We start from the raw sequence: 17,471 nt of genomic DNA, 5'->3' as shown, positions 1-17,471 counted from the left end.
GTCTGCCGGCAGGATCCTGCACCCCCCGATCCAGGAGTGAGTTCCATGAGTGCACAGAACATCCGCGACGCCGTCATCATCGGCGGAAATCGCATCCCCTTCGCCCGGGCCCACACCGCCTACGCCACCGCCGGCAACCAGGACATGCTCACCTCCGCGCTGAACGGACTCGTGGCGCGCTTCGGCCTGCAGGGCGAGCAGCTCGGCACCGTGGCCGCAGGTGCGGTGATGAAGCACTCGAAGAACTTCAACCTCACCCGCGAATCCGTGCTGGGCACCCCGCTGGACCCGAAGACCCCGGCCTTCGACGTGCAGATGGCCTGCGCCACCGGCATGGAGGCCATCGGCTCCATGGCCAACAAGATCAAGCTCGGCCAGATCGACTCCGCCATCGCCGGCGGAGTGGACTCCATCTCCGACGCCCCGATCGTGGTCACCGACGAGCTGCGCGGGATCCTGATGGAGGCCAACCGGGCCAAGACGATGAGCCAGCGACTCAAGGCCTTCGCCAAGATCAGGCCCGGGCACCTGGCTCCGCAGGCCCCCGGCGTCAACGAGCCGCGCACCGGGCTCTCCATGGGCGAGCACATGGCGATCACCGCTCACGCCTGGGGAATCACCCGGGCGGAGCAGGACGAGCTGGCGCTGGCCAGCCACAAGAACCTCGCCGCCGCCTACGAGCGTGGATTCTTCGACGATCTCGTCACTCCCTTCAAGGGACTGAACCGGGACAACAACATGCGCGCCGACTCCACCATGGAGAAGCTGGGCAAGCTCTCCCCAGCCTTCGGCAAGGACCTCGGCGAGGACGCAACCATGACGGCCGCGAACTCCACGGCGCTGACCGACGGCGCCTCGGCGGTGCTGCTGGGCTCCGAGGAGTGGGCAGATCAGCATGACCTGCCCAAGCTCGCGAACTTCATCGACTACGAAGAGGGCGCCGTGGACTTCGTCGACGGAGCCGAGGGCCTGCTGATGGCACCCGCCTACGCGGCTGCACGCATGCTCCGGCGCAACAACCTCAGCTTCTCCGATTTCGAGTACCTCGAGATCCATGAGGCGTTCGCCTCCACAGTCCTGGCCCAGATCAAGGCCTGGGAGTCCGAGGAGTTCTGCAGGAACAAGCTGGGCCTGGACTCCGCGCTGGGGACCATCGACCGCAGCCGGCTCAACGTCAACGGCTCCTCGCTGGCCGCGGGACACCCCTTCGCCGCCACCGGCGGTCGCATCGTCGGTTCCTTGGCCAAGGCCCTGCACGGCAAGCCCGGCAAGCTCGGCTTCATCTCGGTCTGCGCGGCCGGCGGCCAGGGCATCACCGCGATCATCGAAGGACGGTGAAGCCTCACATGCCCAGGGACATCTACACCGAATTCGCCAACACCGGACTGGGTCGCAGCCTGACCAAGAACCTCGGTCTGCCGCAGCCCGCCAAGCTCCGCCGCCACCGACCGGGCCGCGCTCTCGTGGAGGGCCCGGTGGTGGTGCTCGGAAGCTCCGAAGCCTCCGCCGCGCTCGCCGAACGGATGCTCGGCTGGGATCTCGATGTGCGCCGCCACATCGGTCCCAAGGAGAAGGTCGCCGCCGTGGTCGCCTGCTTCGATTCTGTGTCGACCCCGGCCCAGCTCAGCGCGGTGGTGCTCGAACTGGGCTCGCTGCTCAGGCAGCTCATGCCCTCCGGCCGGGTCATCACGGTCTTCCGCGATCCCGCCGGCACAGAGGATCCCGCAGTGCGCGCCGCCCGGTCAGCGGTGCAGGGACTCACCCGCTCCACCGCCCACGAGATGCGCGCCGGAGGCACCGCCAACGGGATCGTGCTCTCCGATTCGTTGGACGCCTCGGCTCCAGGTGCCGCAGGAGCACTGCGCTTCCTGCTCTCCGGGCGGTCCGCCTTCGTCTCCGGCCAGTTCATCTCGGTGGACACCGTCAACGGGGCGCTGCCGAATGACTGGGACCTTCCCCTGGACGGTCAGGTCGCCGTGGTCACCGGTGCCGCCCGCGGCATCGGTGCGGCCATCGCCCGGGTGCTGCGCCGCGATGGCGCCTCCGTCATCCTGGTGGACATCCCTGCGGCCGGGGAGCAGCTGGCGGCCGTGGCCAACGAGGTCTCCGGCACCGCGCTGCAGCTCGACATCACCGCCCAGGACGCGGGGGAGCGCATCCTCGCCCATGCGGCCCAGCACCACGGCCGGCTGGACATCGTGGTGCACAACGCCGGCATCACGCGGGACAAGCTGCTGGCCAACATGGATGAGGCACGCTGGAACTCGGTGATCGCCGTGAACATCGAATCCCAGCTGCGCATGAACCGGGCCTTCCTGGCCTCCGCGCTCTTCAACGCCGACGCCCATGGCGGTGCCGGCATGGGGCCGCGCATCGTCTCGCTCGCCTCGACCTCCGGCATCGCTGGAAATCGCGGACAGACCAACTACGCGGCCTCCAAGGCCGGGGTCATGGGGATGGTCGCCGCCACCTCCGCGCAGCTGGCCTCTCGGCACGGCACGATCAATGCGGTCGCGCCCGGCTTCATTGAGACCGAGATGACGGCAAGGATGCCGCTCGCGACCCGCGAGGTCGCGCGGCGGCTCAACTCGCTGAATCAGGGCGGGCTGCCCGTGGACGTGGCGGAGACGATCGCGTTCCTGGCCTCTCCCCAGGCAGGCGGCACCTCGGGGCTCACCCTGCGGGTCTGCGGCCAGAATCTCGTGGGGGCCTGAACCATGGTCACCCGCATCGAGATGCCCGAACTGAGCAGCCTCTACGGCCAGGCGGTGCTGGGGGCTGCGCGCTCGAAGCTCGGCGGCCGGCTCAGCACGAAGGGCACAGGCCCCGAACTCCCGCGGCGGACTCTGGCGGCCCAACACCTTGGAGTCTCTGTGGAACAGGCGGACCGCTACCGCAGGCTCTTCGGCGGAGAAGCCTTCGACGGCGCGCACCGCAGCGCCCTGCCCTCGGTCCTGGTGCACATCATCGGCTTCCCGGTGCAGATGGCCCTGATGAGCGAAGCCGACTTCCCGCTGCCGCTGATGGGACTGGTCCATCTCTCCAACACGGTGGAGCACCTGCGCCCCATCGCCGTCCAGACTCCGGTGCAGGTGCTGGTCACCGCCGCGAACCTGCGCGCACATCGGCGCGGCACCCAGGTGGACATCGTGGTGACCGTGCTCGAGGACTCGGCGGATCCCGAGGATCCTGCTGAGCAGGCGGTGCTCTGGCGCGGGGTCTCGACCTATCTCAGCCGCGGCATCCATCTCGCCGGGGAGGTCGAGGCAGACACGAGCGCCGTGGCGCGGAAGGACTTCATCCCGCCGGTGAAGACCGCGTCCTGGCGGCTCGGTGCCGGTGCCGGGCGCTCCTATGCAGCGGTCTCGGGGGACTACAACCCCATCCATGTCTCGAACCTCGCGGCGAAGGCGCTGGGCATGCCCTCCGCCATCGTGCATGGGATGTACGCGGCGGGCCGGATGCTCGAGGGGCGGGAGCCTGAGGCCGCCGGGCACCACTGGTCCATCGAGTTCGAGGCGCCCATCACGCTGCCGACCACGGTGGCCTTCGCGGCGCAGCGTCTCGACGCCGACACCTTGGCCTTCACCGGGTGGAACCCGAGAAAGTCCAGGCGGCACTTCAGCGCAGAGCTGCACCTGCGCTGAGCCGGGCACAGCTCTCCGGGCGCGGCACTCCGACAGCCCCCCGGAGGCCCGGGGGAGCCCGCCGGGCTGAGCGCAGCCGGACGTCAGCCGCGCCATGTCCGTCCAGAAGGCTAGGATGAGGCCCATGGCGACACAGCGGGCAGGGGCTCCACGCAGCAGCGCGAGCCGGGGGGCGAAGACCGCCGAAGGACTGGACTTTCGCAGCCTGGAGCCCGCTCCGCTGATCCTGCTCAAGGGCGGCGAGGACTACCTCGCCAGCCGCGCCGTGGACCGGGTCAAGCGCGCGCTGCGCCGCGAGCACCCGGATCTCGAATACACCCGGATGGACGCCTCCGCCGCGGCGCCGGGCGAGCTCGCCACCATCGCCTCGCCCTCGCTCTTCGGCGAACCACGGCTGATCCTCGCCGAGGACCTCTCCGCCATGAACGACACCTTCCTCGCCGATGCCCTGGCCTACCTGGACGAGGAGTCCGCCGATGTCACACTCATGCTGCGGCACAGCGGAGGCAACCGGGGCAAGAAGCTGCTCGACGCGCTGACCAGGCGGGCCGTCGTCGTGGACTGCACCGGTGCCAAGAACGAGAACGAGAAGCTCGACTTCGTGCGCCGCGAGTTCCGAGCAGCCGGACGTGAGATCCTCGCCGACGCCGCCCGCGCGCTCGTGGCCGCCGAAGGCTCCACGCTCTCCGATCTCGGCGGGGCCTGCCAGCAGCTCATGGCCGACGTCCCCGGAGAGATCACCGAGGAGCATGTGGACCGCTATCACGGCGGCCGAGTCGAGGCCACGGCCTTCAAGGTCGCAGATGCCGCGTTCGAGGGCAGGCAGGAGGTCGCCACGCGGCTCTACCGGCACGCGATCGCCACCGGAGTCTCGCCCATCGCGGTCACCGCCGCGCTGGCCCGCAAGGGTCGGCATATCGCTGCTCTGGTGGACCACCGGGGCAGCCCCGCCTCGCTGGCATCCAGTCTGGGGGCGGCCCCCTGGCAGCTCCAGCAGGTGGCCGAGACGGCGCGCCGCTGGCACCCGCTGCGCGCTGCCGAGGCGATCGAGGCAGTGGCCCGCGCCGATGCCGAAGCCAAGGGCGCCTCCCGCACTCCGGAGTACGCGGTGGAGCGAGCCATCACCGCCATCGCCTCCGCCGTCGGGCGCTGACCGCTGCCACTGCGCGCCGCGACTCCCGCCGGGTCGCTGGAGTGCGGCTTCTCTGCTAGCATCTATAGGCAGTGTCTGGGGTTCGAAAGAGCCCCAATGCCCTGCGGCAGCAAGTCCCGCACAGTCCTGAGCCCTCTACCTCAATGGACTGTGCAATCGCCATGGCAACCCCACGCCACCGAAATCTGTCTGCTGCCGGACAACAGGGATATGCCCTCACGACCAGTGAACTCAGACAGAAAGACTACTCGTGGCCAACATCAAGTCCCAGAAGAAGCGCATCCTCACCAATGAGAAGTCGCGCCAGCGCAATGCGGGTGTGAAGTCCCAGCTGCGCACAGCCATCAAGAAGGTGCGCAACGCTGTCGCCGCCGGCGACAAGGACGCAGCGGTCTCCGCCAATCGAGAGGCAGCGCGCAAGCTTGACAAGGCTGTCTCCAAGGGCGTTCTGCACAAGAACAACGCCGCCAACCGCAAGTCCGGTCTGGCCGCCAAGGTCAACGCACTCTGAAGCTGACCGACCAGCACCTCAGCTTCGGCTGCACACGGACGGGGGCCCTGCGCGCTGCGCGGGGCCCCCGTTCCTGTACGCCGTGCTCTGAGCACTCTCACAGCGCCGCGACCATGGAACAATCGACCATGGAACAATGAAGTGCCAGGTGCAGCCCCATGCCCGGCGTCTCGACGAAGCAAAGGACCCCCGCCACCGTGTCTCCGAAGGCCACCAGCACGCAGGTGCCCGCCGCAACTGATCCCGGTGCGATCCGGAACTTCTGCATCATCGCGCACATCGACCACGGCAAGTCCACGCTGGCAGATCGCATGCTGCAGCTCACGGGCGTGGTGCAGGCGCGCGACATGAAGGCTCAGTACCTGGACCGCATGGACATCGAGCGTGACCGCGGCATCACGATCAAGTCCCAGGCGGTGCGCATGCCCTGGGAGCTCGACGGGCAGACCTATGCCTTCCACATGATCGACACCCCCGGGCACGTGGACTTCTCCTACGAGGTCTCCCGCTCGCTGGCCGCCTGCGAAGGAGCCCTGCTCCTGGTCGACGCCGCGCAGGGCATCGAGGCGCAGACCCTGGCCAACCTCTACCTGGCCATGGAGAACGACCTGAAGATCATCCCGGTGCTGAACAAGATCGACCTCCCCTCCGCCCAGCCGGACAAATACGCTGAGGAGATCGCCTACCTCATCGGCTGCGAGCCCGAGGACGTGCTGCGCGTCTCCGGCAAGACCGGCGACGGCGTCGAAGAGCTGCTGGACAAGATCGTCGCCGAGATCCCCGCTCCGCAGGGCGATGCTGACGCCCCCGCCCGGGCGATGATCTTCGATTCCGTCTATGACACCTATCGCGGTGTGGTCACCTTCGTGCGGGTGGTGGACGGCCAGCTCTCCCACCGCGAGAAGATCAAGATGATGTCCACCGGTGCCACCCATGAACTGCTGGAGATCGGCGTCTCCTCTCCCGAGCCTGAACGCACCAAAGGTCTCGGCGTGGGCGAGGTCGGGTATCTGATCACCGGGGTGAAGGATGTCCGCCTCTCCAAGGTCGGGGACACGGTGACCGCGCAGAATCGTCCCGCGGACGAGATCATCGGCGGCTATGACGATCCCAGCCCGATGGTCTTCTCCGGGCTCTTCCCGCTGGACGGCTCCGACTTCCCGGTGCTGCGTGAAGCCCTCGAGAAGCTGCAGCTCAACGACGCCGCGCTGAACTTCGAGCCCGAGACCTCCACCGCACTGGGCTTCGGATTCCGGGTGGGCTTCCTCGGCCTGCTGCACCTGGAGATCACCCGTGAGCGACTGGAGAGCGAGTACAACCTCGATCTCATCTCCACCGCCCCCAACGTGGTCTACGAGGTCACTGCTGAGGACGGGACCGTCCACCGGGTCACCAACCCCTCAGAGTTCCCCGAAGGCAAGGTCAACGAGATTCGTGAGCCGATCGTGGACGCGACAGTGATCGTCCCGGCCGAGTTCATCGGTCCGGTCATGGAGCTCTGCCAGTCCCGGCGCGGCTCGATGGAAGGCATGGACTACCTCTCCGCAGAGCGCGTCGAGATCCGCTACAAGATGCCGCTGGCGGAGATCGTCTTCGACTTCTTCGATCAGCTGAAGTCCCGGACCAAGGGCTACGCCTCGCTGAACTGGCAGGGCATCGGCCAGCAGGCCGCTGACCTGGTGAAGGTGGACATCCTGCTGCAGGGCGACCAGGTCGACGCCTTCTCTGCGATCACTCACCGTGACTCTGCCTACGCCTACGGCGTGAAGATGGCCTCCCGGCTGAAGGAGCTGATCCCGCGGCAGCAGTTCGAGGTGCCGATCCAGGCCGCGATCGGCTCACGCATCATCGCGCGCGAGAACATCCGGGCTATCCGCAAGGATGTCCTCTCCAAGTGCTACGGCGGTGACATCAGCCGCAAGCGCAAGCTGCTGGAGAAGCAGAAGGAGGGCAAGAAGCGGATGAAGATGGTCGGCACCGTCGAGGTCCCGCAGGAGGCCTTCATCGCCGCGCTCTCCTCGGATGAGGACGCCGGCAAGGAGAAGGCTGGGAAGAAGTAGGCCTTGCCCTCCACCCTTCCCCTCGGCGACCCGGTGCCGGCCGACGGCGGCTTCCCCTCGGCCGTCCAGCAGGCGCTGAGCGCCCGCTCGGCAGTCCCCTTCGGCCTCTACGTCCACATCCCCTTCTGCAGCGTGCGCTGCGGCTACTGCGACTTCAACACCTACACCGCCGAGGACCTCGGTCCCGGAGCCTCACAGCTGTCCTACCCGGACACGCTGATCTCCGAACTCGTCTTCGCCCGCGGCGTGCTGGACGCCATGGACGCCCCCGAGCGGAAGCTCTCGACAGTGTTCTTCGGCGGCGGCACACCGACGCTGCTGCCGCCTGAGGAGCTGGCCCGGATCCTCGCCCGGGCCCGCGAGCTCTTCGACTTCCGTCCCGGTGCCGAGATCACCACCGAGGCGAATCCCGACACCATCACGGCAGAGACCGCACAGATCCTCGCGGAGGCAGGATTCACCCGGCTGAGCCTGGGCATGCAGTCTGCGGTGCCGCGGGTGCTGAAGACCCTGGACCGCACCCATGATCCGGCGAACGTCGAGCGCGCGGTCGACGCCGCCCGCGCGGCGGGTCTGCAGGTCAGCCTGGACCTGATCTCCGGGACCCCCGGAGAGACCCTGCAGGACTGGCGCAGCAGCCTGGAGCACGCCGTGGCGCTGCAGCCAGACCACATCTCTGCTTACTCACTGATCATTGAAGAGGGCACCGCCATGGCCGCGAAGATCCGCCGCGGAGTGCTCGAGGACATCGATCCCGACGATCAGGCCGACAAGTACCTGCTCACCGAGGAGGTCCTCGGCGCCGCCGGATTCGACTGGTACGAGGTGTCGAACTTCTCCACCAGCAGAGACGCCAGGTCCGAGCACAATCTCAACTACTGGGTGGATTCCGACTGGTGGGGGGCGGGACCCGGTGCGCATTCGCACATGGCCGGGCTCCGCTGGTGGAACGTCAAACACCCGGCGGCCTACGCCCAGCGACTCTCCACCGGGACGACACCAGGACATGGCCGGGAGCAGCTGCAGGACGAGGACAAGGTCCTGGAACACCTGATGCTGCGCCTGCGTCTCGCGGACGGGCTGGACATCGCCGAATACAACGCTCTGCCCGAGCTGGCGCGGACCATGGGGGAGCGGATCAGCCCGGCCACTGTGGACTCGCTGGTCAAGGAGCAGCTGATCAGCCCGGAGGCCGCTGTTCCCGCCGCGGGGCACCCCGAGGGTCGTGTGGTGCTGACGCTGCGCGGCCGGCTCCTGGCTGACGCGGTGACGCGCCGGCTCGTTCCCTGAGGCTCGTTCCCTGAGCTCGTGGCCGAGGGTCAGTGGATCAGGCGCAGGTTCATCGGGTAGCGGTACGGGCGCCCCTTGTTGCACTGGATGCCGGCGACCAGCCCGGAGATCGTCATATAGATCCACAGCAGCACCGCGACGATGCCGAAGACCCAGCCGATGGCGGGGATGAGCGCAAGGATGTAGCAGACCAGCATCACGGCGGTCACCGGCAGGGTGAAGTTCAGCGCCTCCTTGGACTCCTGGGCGGTGAACGGGCCCCGGTCGCGGTACACCAGGTAGATCGCGAGGGCCGGAAGGCAGCCGATGAGTGCGCCGAAATGTGCCAATGTGGCCCAGCGGCGGTCCTCGGCCGGGGTGAGAGGCTGTGCGGCCGCGGCAGAACCCTTGAGACGCTCGGAAGCATCCGATCTGGCGTACTGCCTCGATCGGTCGCCCTGGGGTTCCTGATTATGCGCCACTGCACCTCCGTGGATCGAGTGTCAGAATCTCAGACACCTGGTCATTCAGGCTGAAATTCTAGCGAATCTCCCTGAACGGACACTGGCCCCGCCGTGCGTGTCGGTGTCCAGTTTCATCTGGCGGGGTGAACACCGGGTGACGCACGGTCTCGTGGACGACCCCGCCCGCTCGCGAGCCCTCAGTCCTCCACGGTGACGAAGTCGATCAGCTCTTCCACCCGGCCCAGCAGCGAGGGCTCCAGATCCGCGTAGCTGGTCACCTGGGCCAGGATCCGCTTCCAGCCCTGCGCGATGTCCCGCTGCTGAGAATGCGGCCAGCCCAGCGCACGCAGCGTGCCGACCTTGATGTCCTCGCTGCGCGGGATGTCAGGCCAGCGCGGCAGTCCGAGCAGGTGGGGCTTCACAGCCTGCCAGACATCCACATAGGGGTGACCGAGGACCAAGATGTTGCCCGCGGCGCCCGGAGCCTGCATCGCTTCGCGCGCGATGCGCGTCTCCTTGGACCCGGGGACCAGATGGTCGAGCAGGACCCCCACACGGCGTCGGGGACCGGGCTGGAATTCGCGAATCGCCCCGACAAGGTCATCAGCGCCATGCAGCGGTTCGACCACGATGCCCTCGATCCGCAGATCCTCGCCCCAGACCTTCTCCACCAGCTCGGCATCATGGGTGCCCTCCACCCAGATGCGTGAGGCGCGGGCCACGCGTGCTCGGGCGTCTGCCACGGCCACCGAGCCGGAGGCCGTGCGCGTCGTGATCGGAGCCGCAGCGCGCCGGACGGGGGCAGTCAGCTCCACGGGCCGGCCCTCGAAGAGGAAGCCGTATCCCAGCGGAAAGGAACGGACTCTGCCCAGCCGGTCCTCCAGGCTGACCACGTGCACGCCGCCCGAGGCCTCGACAGAGACGACGGCGCCGACCCAGCCGGACTCCACCTCCTCGATCACCGTGCCGTGCTCGGCGGGGAGCGGGTGGACGGTGACCTGCTGGGCCTGACGAAGACTGGAGAGGTCCTGCGCGCCCCACCCGCGGGTGGGGGAGGAGCGCCGGTCGGGGAGGTGAGAATCACTCATAGTCACCCATTGTAGAATTAGCACTTGTACTCGAAGAGTGCCAGATCTTGAGGAGGCCCAGACCAGCATGTCCGACACCCGTCGTCTTCAGGTCCTGCGCGCCATCGTGGAGGACTACGTCCAGACCCGGGAGCCCGTGGGGTCCCGGGCGCTGGTGGAGCGCCACGACCTGGAGGTCTCTCCGGCGACGATCCGCAACGACATGGCCCACCTCGAGGAGGAGGGCCTCATCGCGGCCCCGCACACCTCAGCCGGGCGGATCCCGACGGACCTCGGGTATCGCCGGTTCGTGGACAAGATCACCGAAGTTCGTCCGCTCTCGGCGGCGGAGCGCCGAGCGATGGACACGCTGGTGGAATCGGCCGATGACACCGACACCATGCTCGAACACACGGTGCGCCTGCTCGCCATGCTTACCAACCAGGTCGCGGTGATCCAGCACCCGCAGCGCTCCACGGCCAAGATCCGGCATGTCGATGTCGTGTCCATGTCCCCGCACAAGGCGCTGACGATCGTGATCCTCTCCTCCGGCAAGGTGGAGCAGCGCATGGTGACCCTGGCAGATCCGATCGGCGACGACTCGCTGCACCGGATCGGCCAGGTGCTCTCCGGGGAGCTGTACAACCGGAGGATCTCCACGCTGCCGCTGCCCACGGATATGCTCATCAGCCGGGTGGAGCCGGTGCTGCGGCCGTCCATGGCGGTCATCGCCCAGGCCGTGGAGACGATCCTCGAATCGGGCCGCGTGGATCGCATCATCATGGCCGGGACTGCTAACCTCGCCAGGTCGGGCCGCGACCTCGGTCCCTCCATCGGTCCCATCCTCGAAGCGCTTGAGGAACAAGTCGTGCTGCTTCGACTGTTGACAGAGATGGAGCAGGACCGGCGAGGCCTCTCGATCCGGATCGGTCACGAGACGAGTCATGACTCGCTGGTCGAGACCGCCGTCGTCGCTGCCGAGTATGGCACTCATGCGGGGGCCGAAGGCGCCAAGCTCGGCGTCGTCGGCCCGACTCGCATGGACTACGGCTCCACCATGTCCGCGGTGCGCGCGATGGCGCGCTACCTGTCCCGAATTCTTTCCGAAGGGTGAACGTCTACGAAGATGACGACTGACTACTACGAGGCGCTCGGCGTCAGCCGCTCGGCGTCCACCGACGAGATCAAGAAGGCCTATCGCAAACAGGCCCGGAAGCTTCACCCGGATGTGAACCCCTCCGACGACGCCGCCGAGCAGTTCAAAGTGCTCGGCCGTGCCTACGAGGTGCTCTCGGACTCGCAGAAGCGCCAGAACTACGACACCACCGGTGACGAGAACGGCCGCTCAGGCTTCCCAGGAGGGGGAGCCGGCGCAGGCTTCGGCGGATTCGGGGACATCTTCGAGACCTTCTTCGGCGGGGGAGGCGGAGGCCCGGCCTCACGCACCCGCCGAGGCCAGGACTCGCTGATCCGCGTGCGGATCGACCTGCGCGACGCGGTCTTCGGAACCACCAAGGAGGTCGAGGTGGAGACCGCCGTGACCTGCACGGTCTGCGACGGCTCCTGCACCCGGCCAGGCACCAGTCCCACCACCTGCCCGGACTGCCACGGCCAGGGCCAGGTCCAGCGCCCCATGCGCTCCATCCTGGGCACCGTCATCCAGACCCAGACCTGCGCACGCTGCGCCGGCTTCGGCAGCATCATCGAGGACCCCTGCCAGGAGTGCGACGGCCAGGGACGGGTCCGTGAGCGCAAGTCGCTGAAGGTCCGGGTTCCTGCGGGAGTGGATCGCGGCAACCGCATCCACCTGGCGGGCGAGGGCGAGGCCGGTCTCGCCGGCGGACCCTCCGGCGACCTGTTCATCGAGGTGGAGGTCAAGCCGCATGAGGTGTTCACCCGCCGCGGCAACGACCTCCACGCCACAGTCTCCATCCCCATGACCGCCGCAGCCCTGGGCACCACCGTGGAGCTGGACACCTTCGACGGCGCCGAGGAGCTGACCGTCAAGCCCGGGACCCAGTCCGGGGAGGTGCTCACGCTCAAAGAGCGCGGCGTCACCCACCTGCGCGGTGGAGGCCGCGGCGCGCTGAAGGTGCACCTGAAGGTGGAGACCCCCGTGAAGGTCTCCGAGCGCGAGGCCGAGCTGCTGCGTGAGCTCGCCGCCGAGCGCGGCGAGGAGCGCGGAGAGTCCACCACCGAACACCGCGGAGTGTTCGCCAAGCTGCGGGAACGCTGGGACGCCCTCTGAGATGACGGCTCCGCTGTTCCACCTCAGCCCCGGAGCGCTGGACGCCGTCGCCCCCGGCGCGTCCGTCACGCTCTCCGGGGCTGAGGGGCACCATGCGGCCACAGTGATGCGGATGCAGCCCGGAGAGCAGGTGCTGCTCTCCGACACGGTGGGACTGCGTGCCGAGGGTCTGGTCCGCGCGGCCGGCGGCGGAGAGCTGCAGGTGGAGATCCTGGAGCTGACCCAGGAACCAGTGCTGCGACCCCGGATCGTCCTCGTGCAGGCCCTGGCCAAGGACCGCCGCGACCTCCAAGGCGTGGAATCCGCCACCGAGCTGGGTGTCGACGCCGTGATCCCCTGGCAGGCAGAACGATCCGTGGCGCGCTGGAAGGCCGGTCGGGAGACCAAGAAGCACGCCGAATGGGTCGCCCTGGTGAGAACTGCGGCGAAGCAGACCCGCCGCACCACCATCCCCGCCGTCAGGCCGCTGCAGACCACTGCCCAGTACCGGGACGCGTTGAGCGCCGCCGGCGACCGGATCGGCGCCATCGCGCTGCATGAGACCGACCAGACCTCCCTGGCACAGGCCGTCACCGCCCACTGCGGAAGCGGCACCGCGCCGGAGGAGCTGCATCTGATCATCGGGCCCGAGGGCGGGATCAGCGACCGAGAGATCGAGCTGCTCAGCGACGCAGGAGCGCGGGTCGCCCGTCTGGGCCCCACAGTCCTGCGCTCATCCACCGCGGGACCGGCCGCACTGGCCGCCACGCAGCTGCTGCTGGGCCGCTGGGACTGGTCACACTGAGCACACCGCCTAGACTGAGGACCAATGACTGAGACTTCGCAGAACACGACCGGATCGCCGGAGCCCACCGGGGAGCAGCCCACGGGAGAGCAGCCCACGGGAACGCATCTGACGGGAACCCCTCCGACGGGACAGGACCCGAGCGGACACGCCACCTCCGGAGCGGCCCGCGGGGCCACCGCCGCGGCCCTGGGGAACATCGAGCGGCAGGTGTACTTCGCCGACGCCGACACCATGTTCCGCAGCCTGGGCGCGCAGGACCTCGCGCTGCGCATCCTGCAGGGCCTCTATCCCTCTGCGTCCATCGGTCTGCGCGACCAGCTGGTCACCGTCGGCGGCTCCGCCGCCGAGGTCACCAGGATCGTCGAGGTCCTCACCCAGCTGAAGACCCTCGCCGCCTCCGGCACCACAGTGACCGAGGAGATCATCGAGCAGGTCACGACCATGGTCCGCGCCGACGCCGCGCAGGAATCCGCGCGCATCGTGACCACCAACATCCTCTCCCACCGCGGGCGGACCATCCGGCCCAAGACCAAGAATCAGCAGACCTATGTCGACACCATCGACGAGTCCACTGTGGTCTTCGGCATCGGCCCCGCCGGCACCGGTAAGACGTATCTGGCCATGGCCAAGGCTGTCCAGGCCCTGCAGGCCCGCGAGGTCAACCGCATCATCCTGACCCGGCCCGCCGTGGAGGCAGGGGAGAAGCTGGGCTTCCTGCCCGGCAGCCTCAACGACAAGATCGACCCGTATCTGCGCCCGCTCTACGATGCGCTGCACGACATGATCGACCCGGACTCCATCCCGCGGCTGATGGAATCGGGCATCATCGAGGTCGCGCCGCTGGCCTATATGCGCGGCCGCACGCTCAATGACTCGTTCATCGTCCTGGACGAGGCGCAGAACACCACAGCTGAGCAGATGAAGATGTTCCTCACCCGGCTGGGCTTCAACTCCAAGATCGTGGTCACCGGTGACATCACGCAGGTCGACCTGCCGCGCGGCACCGACTCCGGGCTGCGCACGGTGATCGAGATCCTCGAGGGCGTCGAGGGCATCGCGATGTCCCGCTTCGGCTCCGAGGATGTGGTCCGCCATGCTCTGGTCGGACGGATCGTCGACGCCTACGAACGCCACCAGGATGCCGCACGTGCCCCGCGGCGCGGGGGCCGACGATGAGCGAGGTCCAGGTCACGGTCGAGGACAGCTCCGGCTCGGACCTGATCTCCGGAGACCATCTGGCCGGTCTGCTCGACCTCAGCGGGTTCCTCTACGCCAGGCTGCACCTCAGCGGCGCCGTCGCACTGTCGATCACGCTGGTCGACGAGGACACGATCGAAGCGCTGCACCTGGACTGGATGAACCTGCCCGGGGCCACCGATGTGATGAGCTTCCCCATGGATGAGCTCATCGCCGGCACGGCACAGGAACCGGTCACCGAGGGAGTGCTCGGAGACATCGTGATCTGCCCGCAGGTCGCGCAGCAGCAGGCGACCGCCAATGGCCACGATCTCGGCGAGGAGCTCGCGCTCCTCGCCACCCACGGCGTCCTGCACCTGCTGGGACATGATCATGCCGAGCCCGAGGACCGGGAAGCGATGTTCAGCCTGCAGCGCGCGCTCCTCGAGGAATATCTCGGGCACGCTGCTCCCACCCCGACGGTCTGACCATGACCCTCGGACTTCTCATCCTGCTGGCGCTGGCGAGCGGCTCGCTCGCCTTCACCCTCTCCGCCGCCGACTCCGCCTTCCTCCGGCTGAGCCGGCGTGAGGCCGAGGAGATCGTCGATCAGCGCCGATCCACCGCGGTGGCGATGATCCTCGCCCATCCGGCCGCCCACACCCTGGCGCTGCGGATGTGGCGCTGGTTCTTCACCACGGCCCTGGTGGTGCTGGTCGTCCTGGCCTCCATCCTCGCCCTGGGGGGACTTGCCGCCGGAGCCGTGCTCGGCTGCGCCCTCCTGCTGGTGGGCGGCCTGGTGACCGCCGCCGTCTCACCGCGCCAGATCGGCCGCGGACACCACCAGCTCGTCGCCGCGGCGACCGCCAGGCTGGTGCGCGCTCTCCGCGTGGCACTGGGCCCGCTGCCGGTGGCGCTCAGCCGCCTCGGGTCGCGCACCGTCCCGGGAGGCTCAGAGTCAGATCGCGGATTCTTCGACGACGAGGAGTTCCGGGAGTTCGTCACCCGAGCCTCCGAGACCGACATCATCGAAGACGCCGAGGCGGAGCTGCTCCAGTCGGTCTTCGACCTCTCCACCACGCGGGTGCGCGCGGTGATGGTGCCGCGCACCGATATGGTCACCGTGGAGGCCGGCACCAGCGTCGTCGAGGTCATGACGCTGTTCCTGCGCTCGGGGTATTCCCGCGTGCCGGTGGTGCGCGGCTCCGCAGACGACATCACCGGGATGGTCTACCTCAAGGACGCCGCCTTCCTGCACCACCGGCTCCGCAGCTCCGAGGCGCCCAGCGCCTACGCCGGACGCGACCCGGATTCGATCCTCGTGGATGAGATCCAGCGCGACGTGCGCTATGTCCCCGAGTCCAAGCCGGTCTCCGAGTTCCTCTCCGAGCTTCAGCGCGAGTCCACCCATGTGGCCATCGTCGTGGACGAGTACGGCGGCACCGCAGGCATGGTCACCCTCGAAGATCTGATCGAGGAGATCGTCGGTGAGATCGTGGATGAATACGACACCGAGGCCGCCGAGATCGAGGAGATCAGCCACGGTCGCAGGCGCCTCTCGGCGCGGATGTCGGTGGACGACTTCGCCGAGCTCTATGAGCTGGACCTCGACGACGAGGAGGAGGTCGACACCGTCGGAGGCCTGCTCGCCAAGGCGCTGGGACGCGTGGCCATCGCCGGCTCCGAGGTCGAGATCCCGCGCCGCAGCGGCCCCGGAGTGGTGCTCCGCGCAGATCGGCTCGAGGGACGCCGCAACCGGGTGAGTCACGTGCTGGCCTGGGAGGCGGAGCAGAGCCGCGGTGCACGCGCGGGTCTCGGCACGCAGGACGAACCCGAGGGGCTGCACCTGCGCGCCGCGGAGTCAGCATCAGGACACGACCGCCAGGCCGCAACCGCGGCGCCGGCGCAGGAGAGGATCGGAACACCACGATGAGCCAGTCAGAGATGCCCGCCCAGCAGGAGGGCTTCGCGACGTTCGATGAGAACTTCCGCGCCGGGTTCGCCAGCATGGTCGGCCGCCCGAACGCGGGCAAGTCCACGCTCACCAACGCCCTGGTGGGGGAGAAGGTGGCCATCACCTCCTCCAAGCCACAGACCACCCGGCACACCATCCGCGGCATCGTCCACCGCAGCGACTTCCAGCTCGTCCTGGTGGACACTCCCGGTCTGCATCGTCCCCGCACGCTGCTGGGCAAGCGGCTCAACGGACTGGTCATCGACACCCTCTCCGAGGTGGACGTGGTCGGGTTCTGCATTCCGGCCGATGAGAAGATCGGCCCGGGCGACCGCTTCATCGCCGCGCAGCTGACCAAGCTTCCGCATAAGCGAGTGATCGCCCTGGTGACCAAGGTGGACAAGGTCTCCCGGGAGGACCTCGCGGAACAGCTGATGGCAGTGGACCAGCTGGGCCGGGAGCACCTGGCCCAGGAGGGCAGGCAGGCGGGGGGCTTCGCCGAGATCATCCCGGTCTCCGCCATCGAGGGGGAGCAGACCGACGTGGTGATCGATCAGCTCGCCGCGATGATGCCGAAGTCCCCGCCGCTCTACCCCGAGGGCGATCTCACCGATGAGCCCGAGGCTGTCATGGTCGCCGAGCTCGTGCGCGAGGCGGCGCTGGAGGACGTCCGTGACGAGCTGCCGCACTCGATCGCCGTGGTCGTCGAGGAGATGGTCCCGCGCGAGGACCGGCCCGAGGACAAGCCCCTGCTGGATGTGCGGGTCTCGATCCACGTGGAGCGCGACTCCCAGAAGGCCATCATCATCGGCAGGCGGGGCGCCAGGCTCAAGACCATCGGCTCCGATGCACGAGCCGGAATCGTCAAGCTCCTGGGCACCCCGATCTACCTCGATCTGCACGTCAAGGTGACCAAGGACTGGCAGCGCGATCCCAAGAAGCTCGGTCGCCTCGGCTTCTGACCTCGAGCCCGTTCCACATGATGAGAATCACAACCCCGCCCTGCGTCCGAGCGCGCTGCATGCTATTTTGATTCACGTGCAGATCACATCGACGCGTGCGCTACGACTAGAGCTTCTCCGCCGCAGCGGGGAAGAGCTCGCGCACCCCTGATCCAAGCTTCCCCAGTCGGTCA

Annotated in this window: 16 protein-coding genes; 14 read left to right on the top strand and 2 right to left on the bottom strand. The window is 68.2% G+C overall.

All coding sequences use genetic code 11. The features are described 5' to 3' along the window. Positions 1 to 45 precede the first annotated feature (45 nt). From H4W27_RS06155 to hemW, 7 genes are all read left to right on the top strand, one after another. On the top strand, positions 46 to 1,338 hold the full coding sequence (locus H4W27_RS06155) for an acetyl-CoA C-acetyltransferase (RefSeq protein ID WP_192595153.1): 1,293 nt from the start codon (positions 46 to 48) through the stop codon (positions 1,336 to 1,338). An 8-nt stretch (positions 1,339 to 1,346) separates the two neighbouring features. Beyond that, positions 1,347 to 2,714 (top strand): 3-oxoacyl-ACP reductase, encoded by a 1,368-nt coding sequence (locus tag H4W27_RS06150; protein WP_192595152.1) that lies wholly within the window; start codon positions 1,347 to 1,349, stop codon positions 2,712 to 2,714. A gap of 3 nt (positions 2,715 to 2,717) precedes the next feature. Further along, positions 2,718 to 3,647, top strand: coding sequence for a MaoC/PaaZ C-terminal domain-containing protein (locus tag H4W27_RS06145; protein ID WP_192595151.1), 930 nt, complete (start codon positions 2,718 to 2,720; stop codon positions 3,645 to 3,647). 124 nt (positions 3,648 to 3,771) lie between these two features. Continuing rightward, the gene (gene holA / locus H4W27_RS06140) at positions 3,772 to 4,800 is read left to right on the top strand and encodes a DNA polymerase III subunit delta (RefSeq protein ID WP_192595150.1); all 1,029 of its coding nucleotides are present in this window, start codon (positions 3,772 to 3,774) and stop codon (positions 4,798 to 4,800) included. Between the two features lie 250 nt (positions 4,801 to 5,050). Next, positions 5,051 to 5,311: a 30S ribosomal protein S20 gene (gene rpsT, locus H4W27_RS06135; RefSeq protein WP_192595149.1), complete on the top strand. Its 261-nt coding sequence runs from the start codon at positions 5,051 to 5,053 to the stop codon at positions 5,309 to 5,311. A 197-nt stretch (positions 5,312 to 5,508) separates the two neighbouring features. Next, positions 5,509 to 7,371, top strand: coding sequence for a translation elongation factor 4 (gene lepA, locus H4W27_RS06130; RefSeq protein ID WP_192595148.1), 1,863 nt, complete (start codon positions 5,509 to 5,511; stop codon positions 7,369 to 7,371). Between the two features lie 3 nt (positions 7,372 to 7,374). Beyond that, positions 7,375 to 8,661 (top strand): radical SAM family heme chaperone HemW, encoded by a 1,287-nt coding sequence (gene hemW / locus H4W27_RS06125; protein WP_192595147.1) that lies wholly within the window; start codon positions 7,375 to 7,377, stop codon positions 8,659 to 8,661. Positions 8,662 to 8,690: 29 nt separating this feature from the next. On the opposite strand, the gene H4W27_RS06120 is transcribed toward hemW, so the two are convergent. Both H4W27_RS06120 and H4W27_RS06115 read right to left on the bottom strand, forming a co-directional pair. After that, positions 8,691 to 9,122 (bottom strand): DUF4870 domain-containing protein, encoded by a 432-nt coding sequence (locus H4W27_RS06120; protein WP_192595146.1) that lies wholly within the window; start codon positions 9,120 to 9,122, stop codon positions 8,691 to 8,693. Positions 9,123 to 9,301: 179 nt separating this feature from the next. Next, a complete protein-coding gene (locus tag H4W27_RS06115; protein ID WP_192595145.1) occupies positions 9,302 to 10,192 on the bottom strand; it encodes a DUF3097 family protein in 891 nt (296 codons plus the stop codon). A 67-nt stretch (positions 10,193 to 10,259) separates the two neighbouring features. On the opposite strand from H4W27_RS06115, the gene hrcA reads away from it, so the two are divergent. From hrcA to era, 7 genes are read left to right on the top strand one after another with little or no spacing between them, the layout of a single operon-like run. Further along, a complete protein-coding gene (hrcA, locus tag H4W27_RS06110; protein WP_192595144.1) occupies positions 10,260 to 11,285 on the top strand; it encodes a heat-inducible transcriptional repressor HrcA in 1,026 nt (341 codons plus the stop codon). 12 nt (positions 11,286 to 11,297) lie between these two features. After that, on the top strand, positions 11,298 to 12,419 hold the full coding sequence (gene dnaJ, locus H4W27_RS06105) for a molecular chaperone DnaJ (RefSeq protein ID WP_192595143.1): 1,122 nt from the start codon (positions 11,298 to 11,300) through the stop codon (positions 12,417 to 12,419). 1 nt (position 12,420) lies between these two features. Continuing rightward, positions 12,421 to 13,203 (top strand): 16S rRNA (uracil(1498)-N(3))-methyltransferase, encoded by a 783-nt coding sequence (locus H4W27_RS06100; RefSeq protein ID WP_192595142.1) that lies wholly within the window; start codon positions 12,421 to 12,423, stop codon positions 13,201 to 13,203. A gap of 24 nt (positions 13,204 to 13,227) precedes the next feature. Further along, positions 13,228 to 14,382, top strand: a complete 1,155-nt coding sequence (locus H4W27_RS06095) for a PhoH family protein (RefSeq protein WP_225939022.1) — start codon at positions 13,228 to 13,230, stop codon at positions 14,380 to 14,382. Further along, complete coding sequence (gene ybeY, locus H4W27_RS06090; RefSeq protein WP_192595141.1) at positions 14,379 to 14,870, top strand: rRNA maturation RNase YbeY; 492 nt, start codon at positions 14,379 to 14,381, stop codon at positions 14,868 to 14,870. Before H4W27_RS06095 ends, ybeY begins: the two co-directional genes overlap by 4 nt. A gap of 2 nt (positions 14,871 to 14,872) precedes the next feature. Beyond that, positions 14,873 to 16,315 (top strand): hemolysin family protein, encoded by a 1,443-nt coding sequence (locus H4W27_RS06085; protein ID WP_192595140.1) that lies wholly within the window; start codon positions 14,873 to 14,875, stop codon positions 16,313 to 16,315. Beyond that, positions 16,312 to 17,298, top strand: a complete 987-nt coding sequence (era, locus tag H4W27_RS06080; protein WP_404821846.1) for a GTPase Era — start codon at positions 16,312 to 16,314, stop codon at positions 17,296 to 17,298. Before H4W27_RS06085 ends, era begins: the two co-directional genes overlap by 4 nt. Positions 17,299 to 17,471: the final 173 nt, after the last annotated feature.

Source organism: Nesterenkonia lutea (assembly GCF_014873955.1).
GTDB classification, from domain to species: domain Bacteria; phylum Actinomycetota; class Actinomycetes; order Actinomycetales; family Micrococcaceae; genus Nesterenkonia; species Nesterenkonia lutea.
Note: the sequence above shows the minus strand (reverse complement) of the source record. Positions and strands in the feature narration are given on the sequence as shown.

Coding starts and splice junctions, on each gene's coding strand:
- hrcA (WP_192595144.1), top strand. CDS start 10,260: ATGTCCGACACCCGTCGTCTTCAGGTCCTGCGCGCCATCGTGGAGGAC.
- dnaJ (WP_192595143.1), top strand. CDS start 11,298: ATGACGACTGACTACTACGAGGCGCTCGGCGTCAGCCGCTCGGCGTCC.
- H4W27_RS06150 (WP_192595152.1), top strand. CDS start 1,347: ATGCCCAGGGACATCTACACCGAATTCGCCAACACCGGACTGGGTCGC.
- H4W27_RS06095 (WP_225939022.1), top strand. CDS start 13,228: ATGACTGAGACTTCGCAGAACACGACCGGATCGCCGGAGCCCACCGGG.
- ybeY (WP_192595141.1), top strand. CDS start 14,379: ATGAGCGAGGTCCAGGTCACGGTCGAGGACAGCTCCGGCTCGGACCTG.
- H4W27_RS06155 (WP_192595153.1), top strand. CDS start 46: ATGAGTGCACAGAACATCCGCGACGCCGTCATCATCGGCGGAAATCGC.
- H4W27_RS06115 (WP_192595145.1), bottom strand. CDS start 10,192: ATGAGTGATTCTCACCTCCCCGACCGGCGCTCCTCCCCCACCCGCGGG.
- era (WP_404821846.1), top strand. CDS start 16,312: ATGAGCCAGTCAGAGATGCCCGCCCAGCAGGAGGGCTTCGCGACGTTC.
- H4W27_RS06145 (WP_192595151.1), top strand. CDS start 2,718: ATGGTCACCCGCATCGAGATGCCCGAACTGAGCAGCCTCTACGGCCAG.
- H4W27_RS06085 (WP_192595140.1), top strand. CDS start 14,873: ATGACCCTCGGACTTCTCATCCTGCTGGCGCTGGCGAGCGGCTCGCTC.
- holA (WP_192595150.1), top strand. CDS start 3,772: ATGGCGACACAGCGGGCAGGGGCTCCACGCAGCAGCGCGAGCCGGGGG.
- H4W27_RS06100 (WP_192595142.1), top strand. CDS start 12,421: ATGACGGCTCCGCTGTTCCACCTCAGCCCCGGAGCGCTGGACGCCGTC.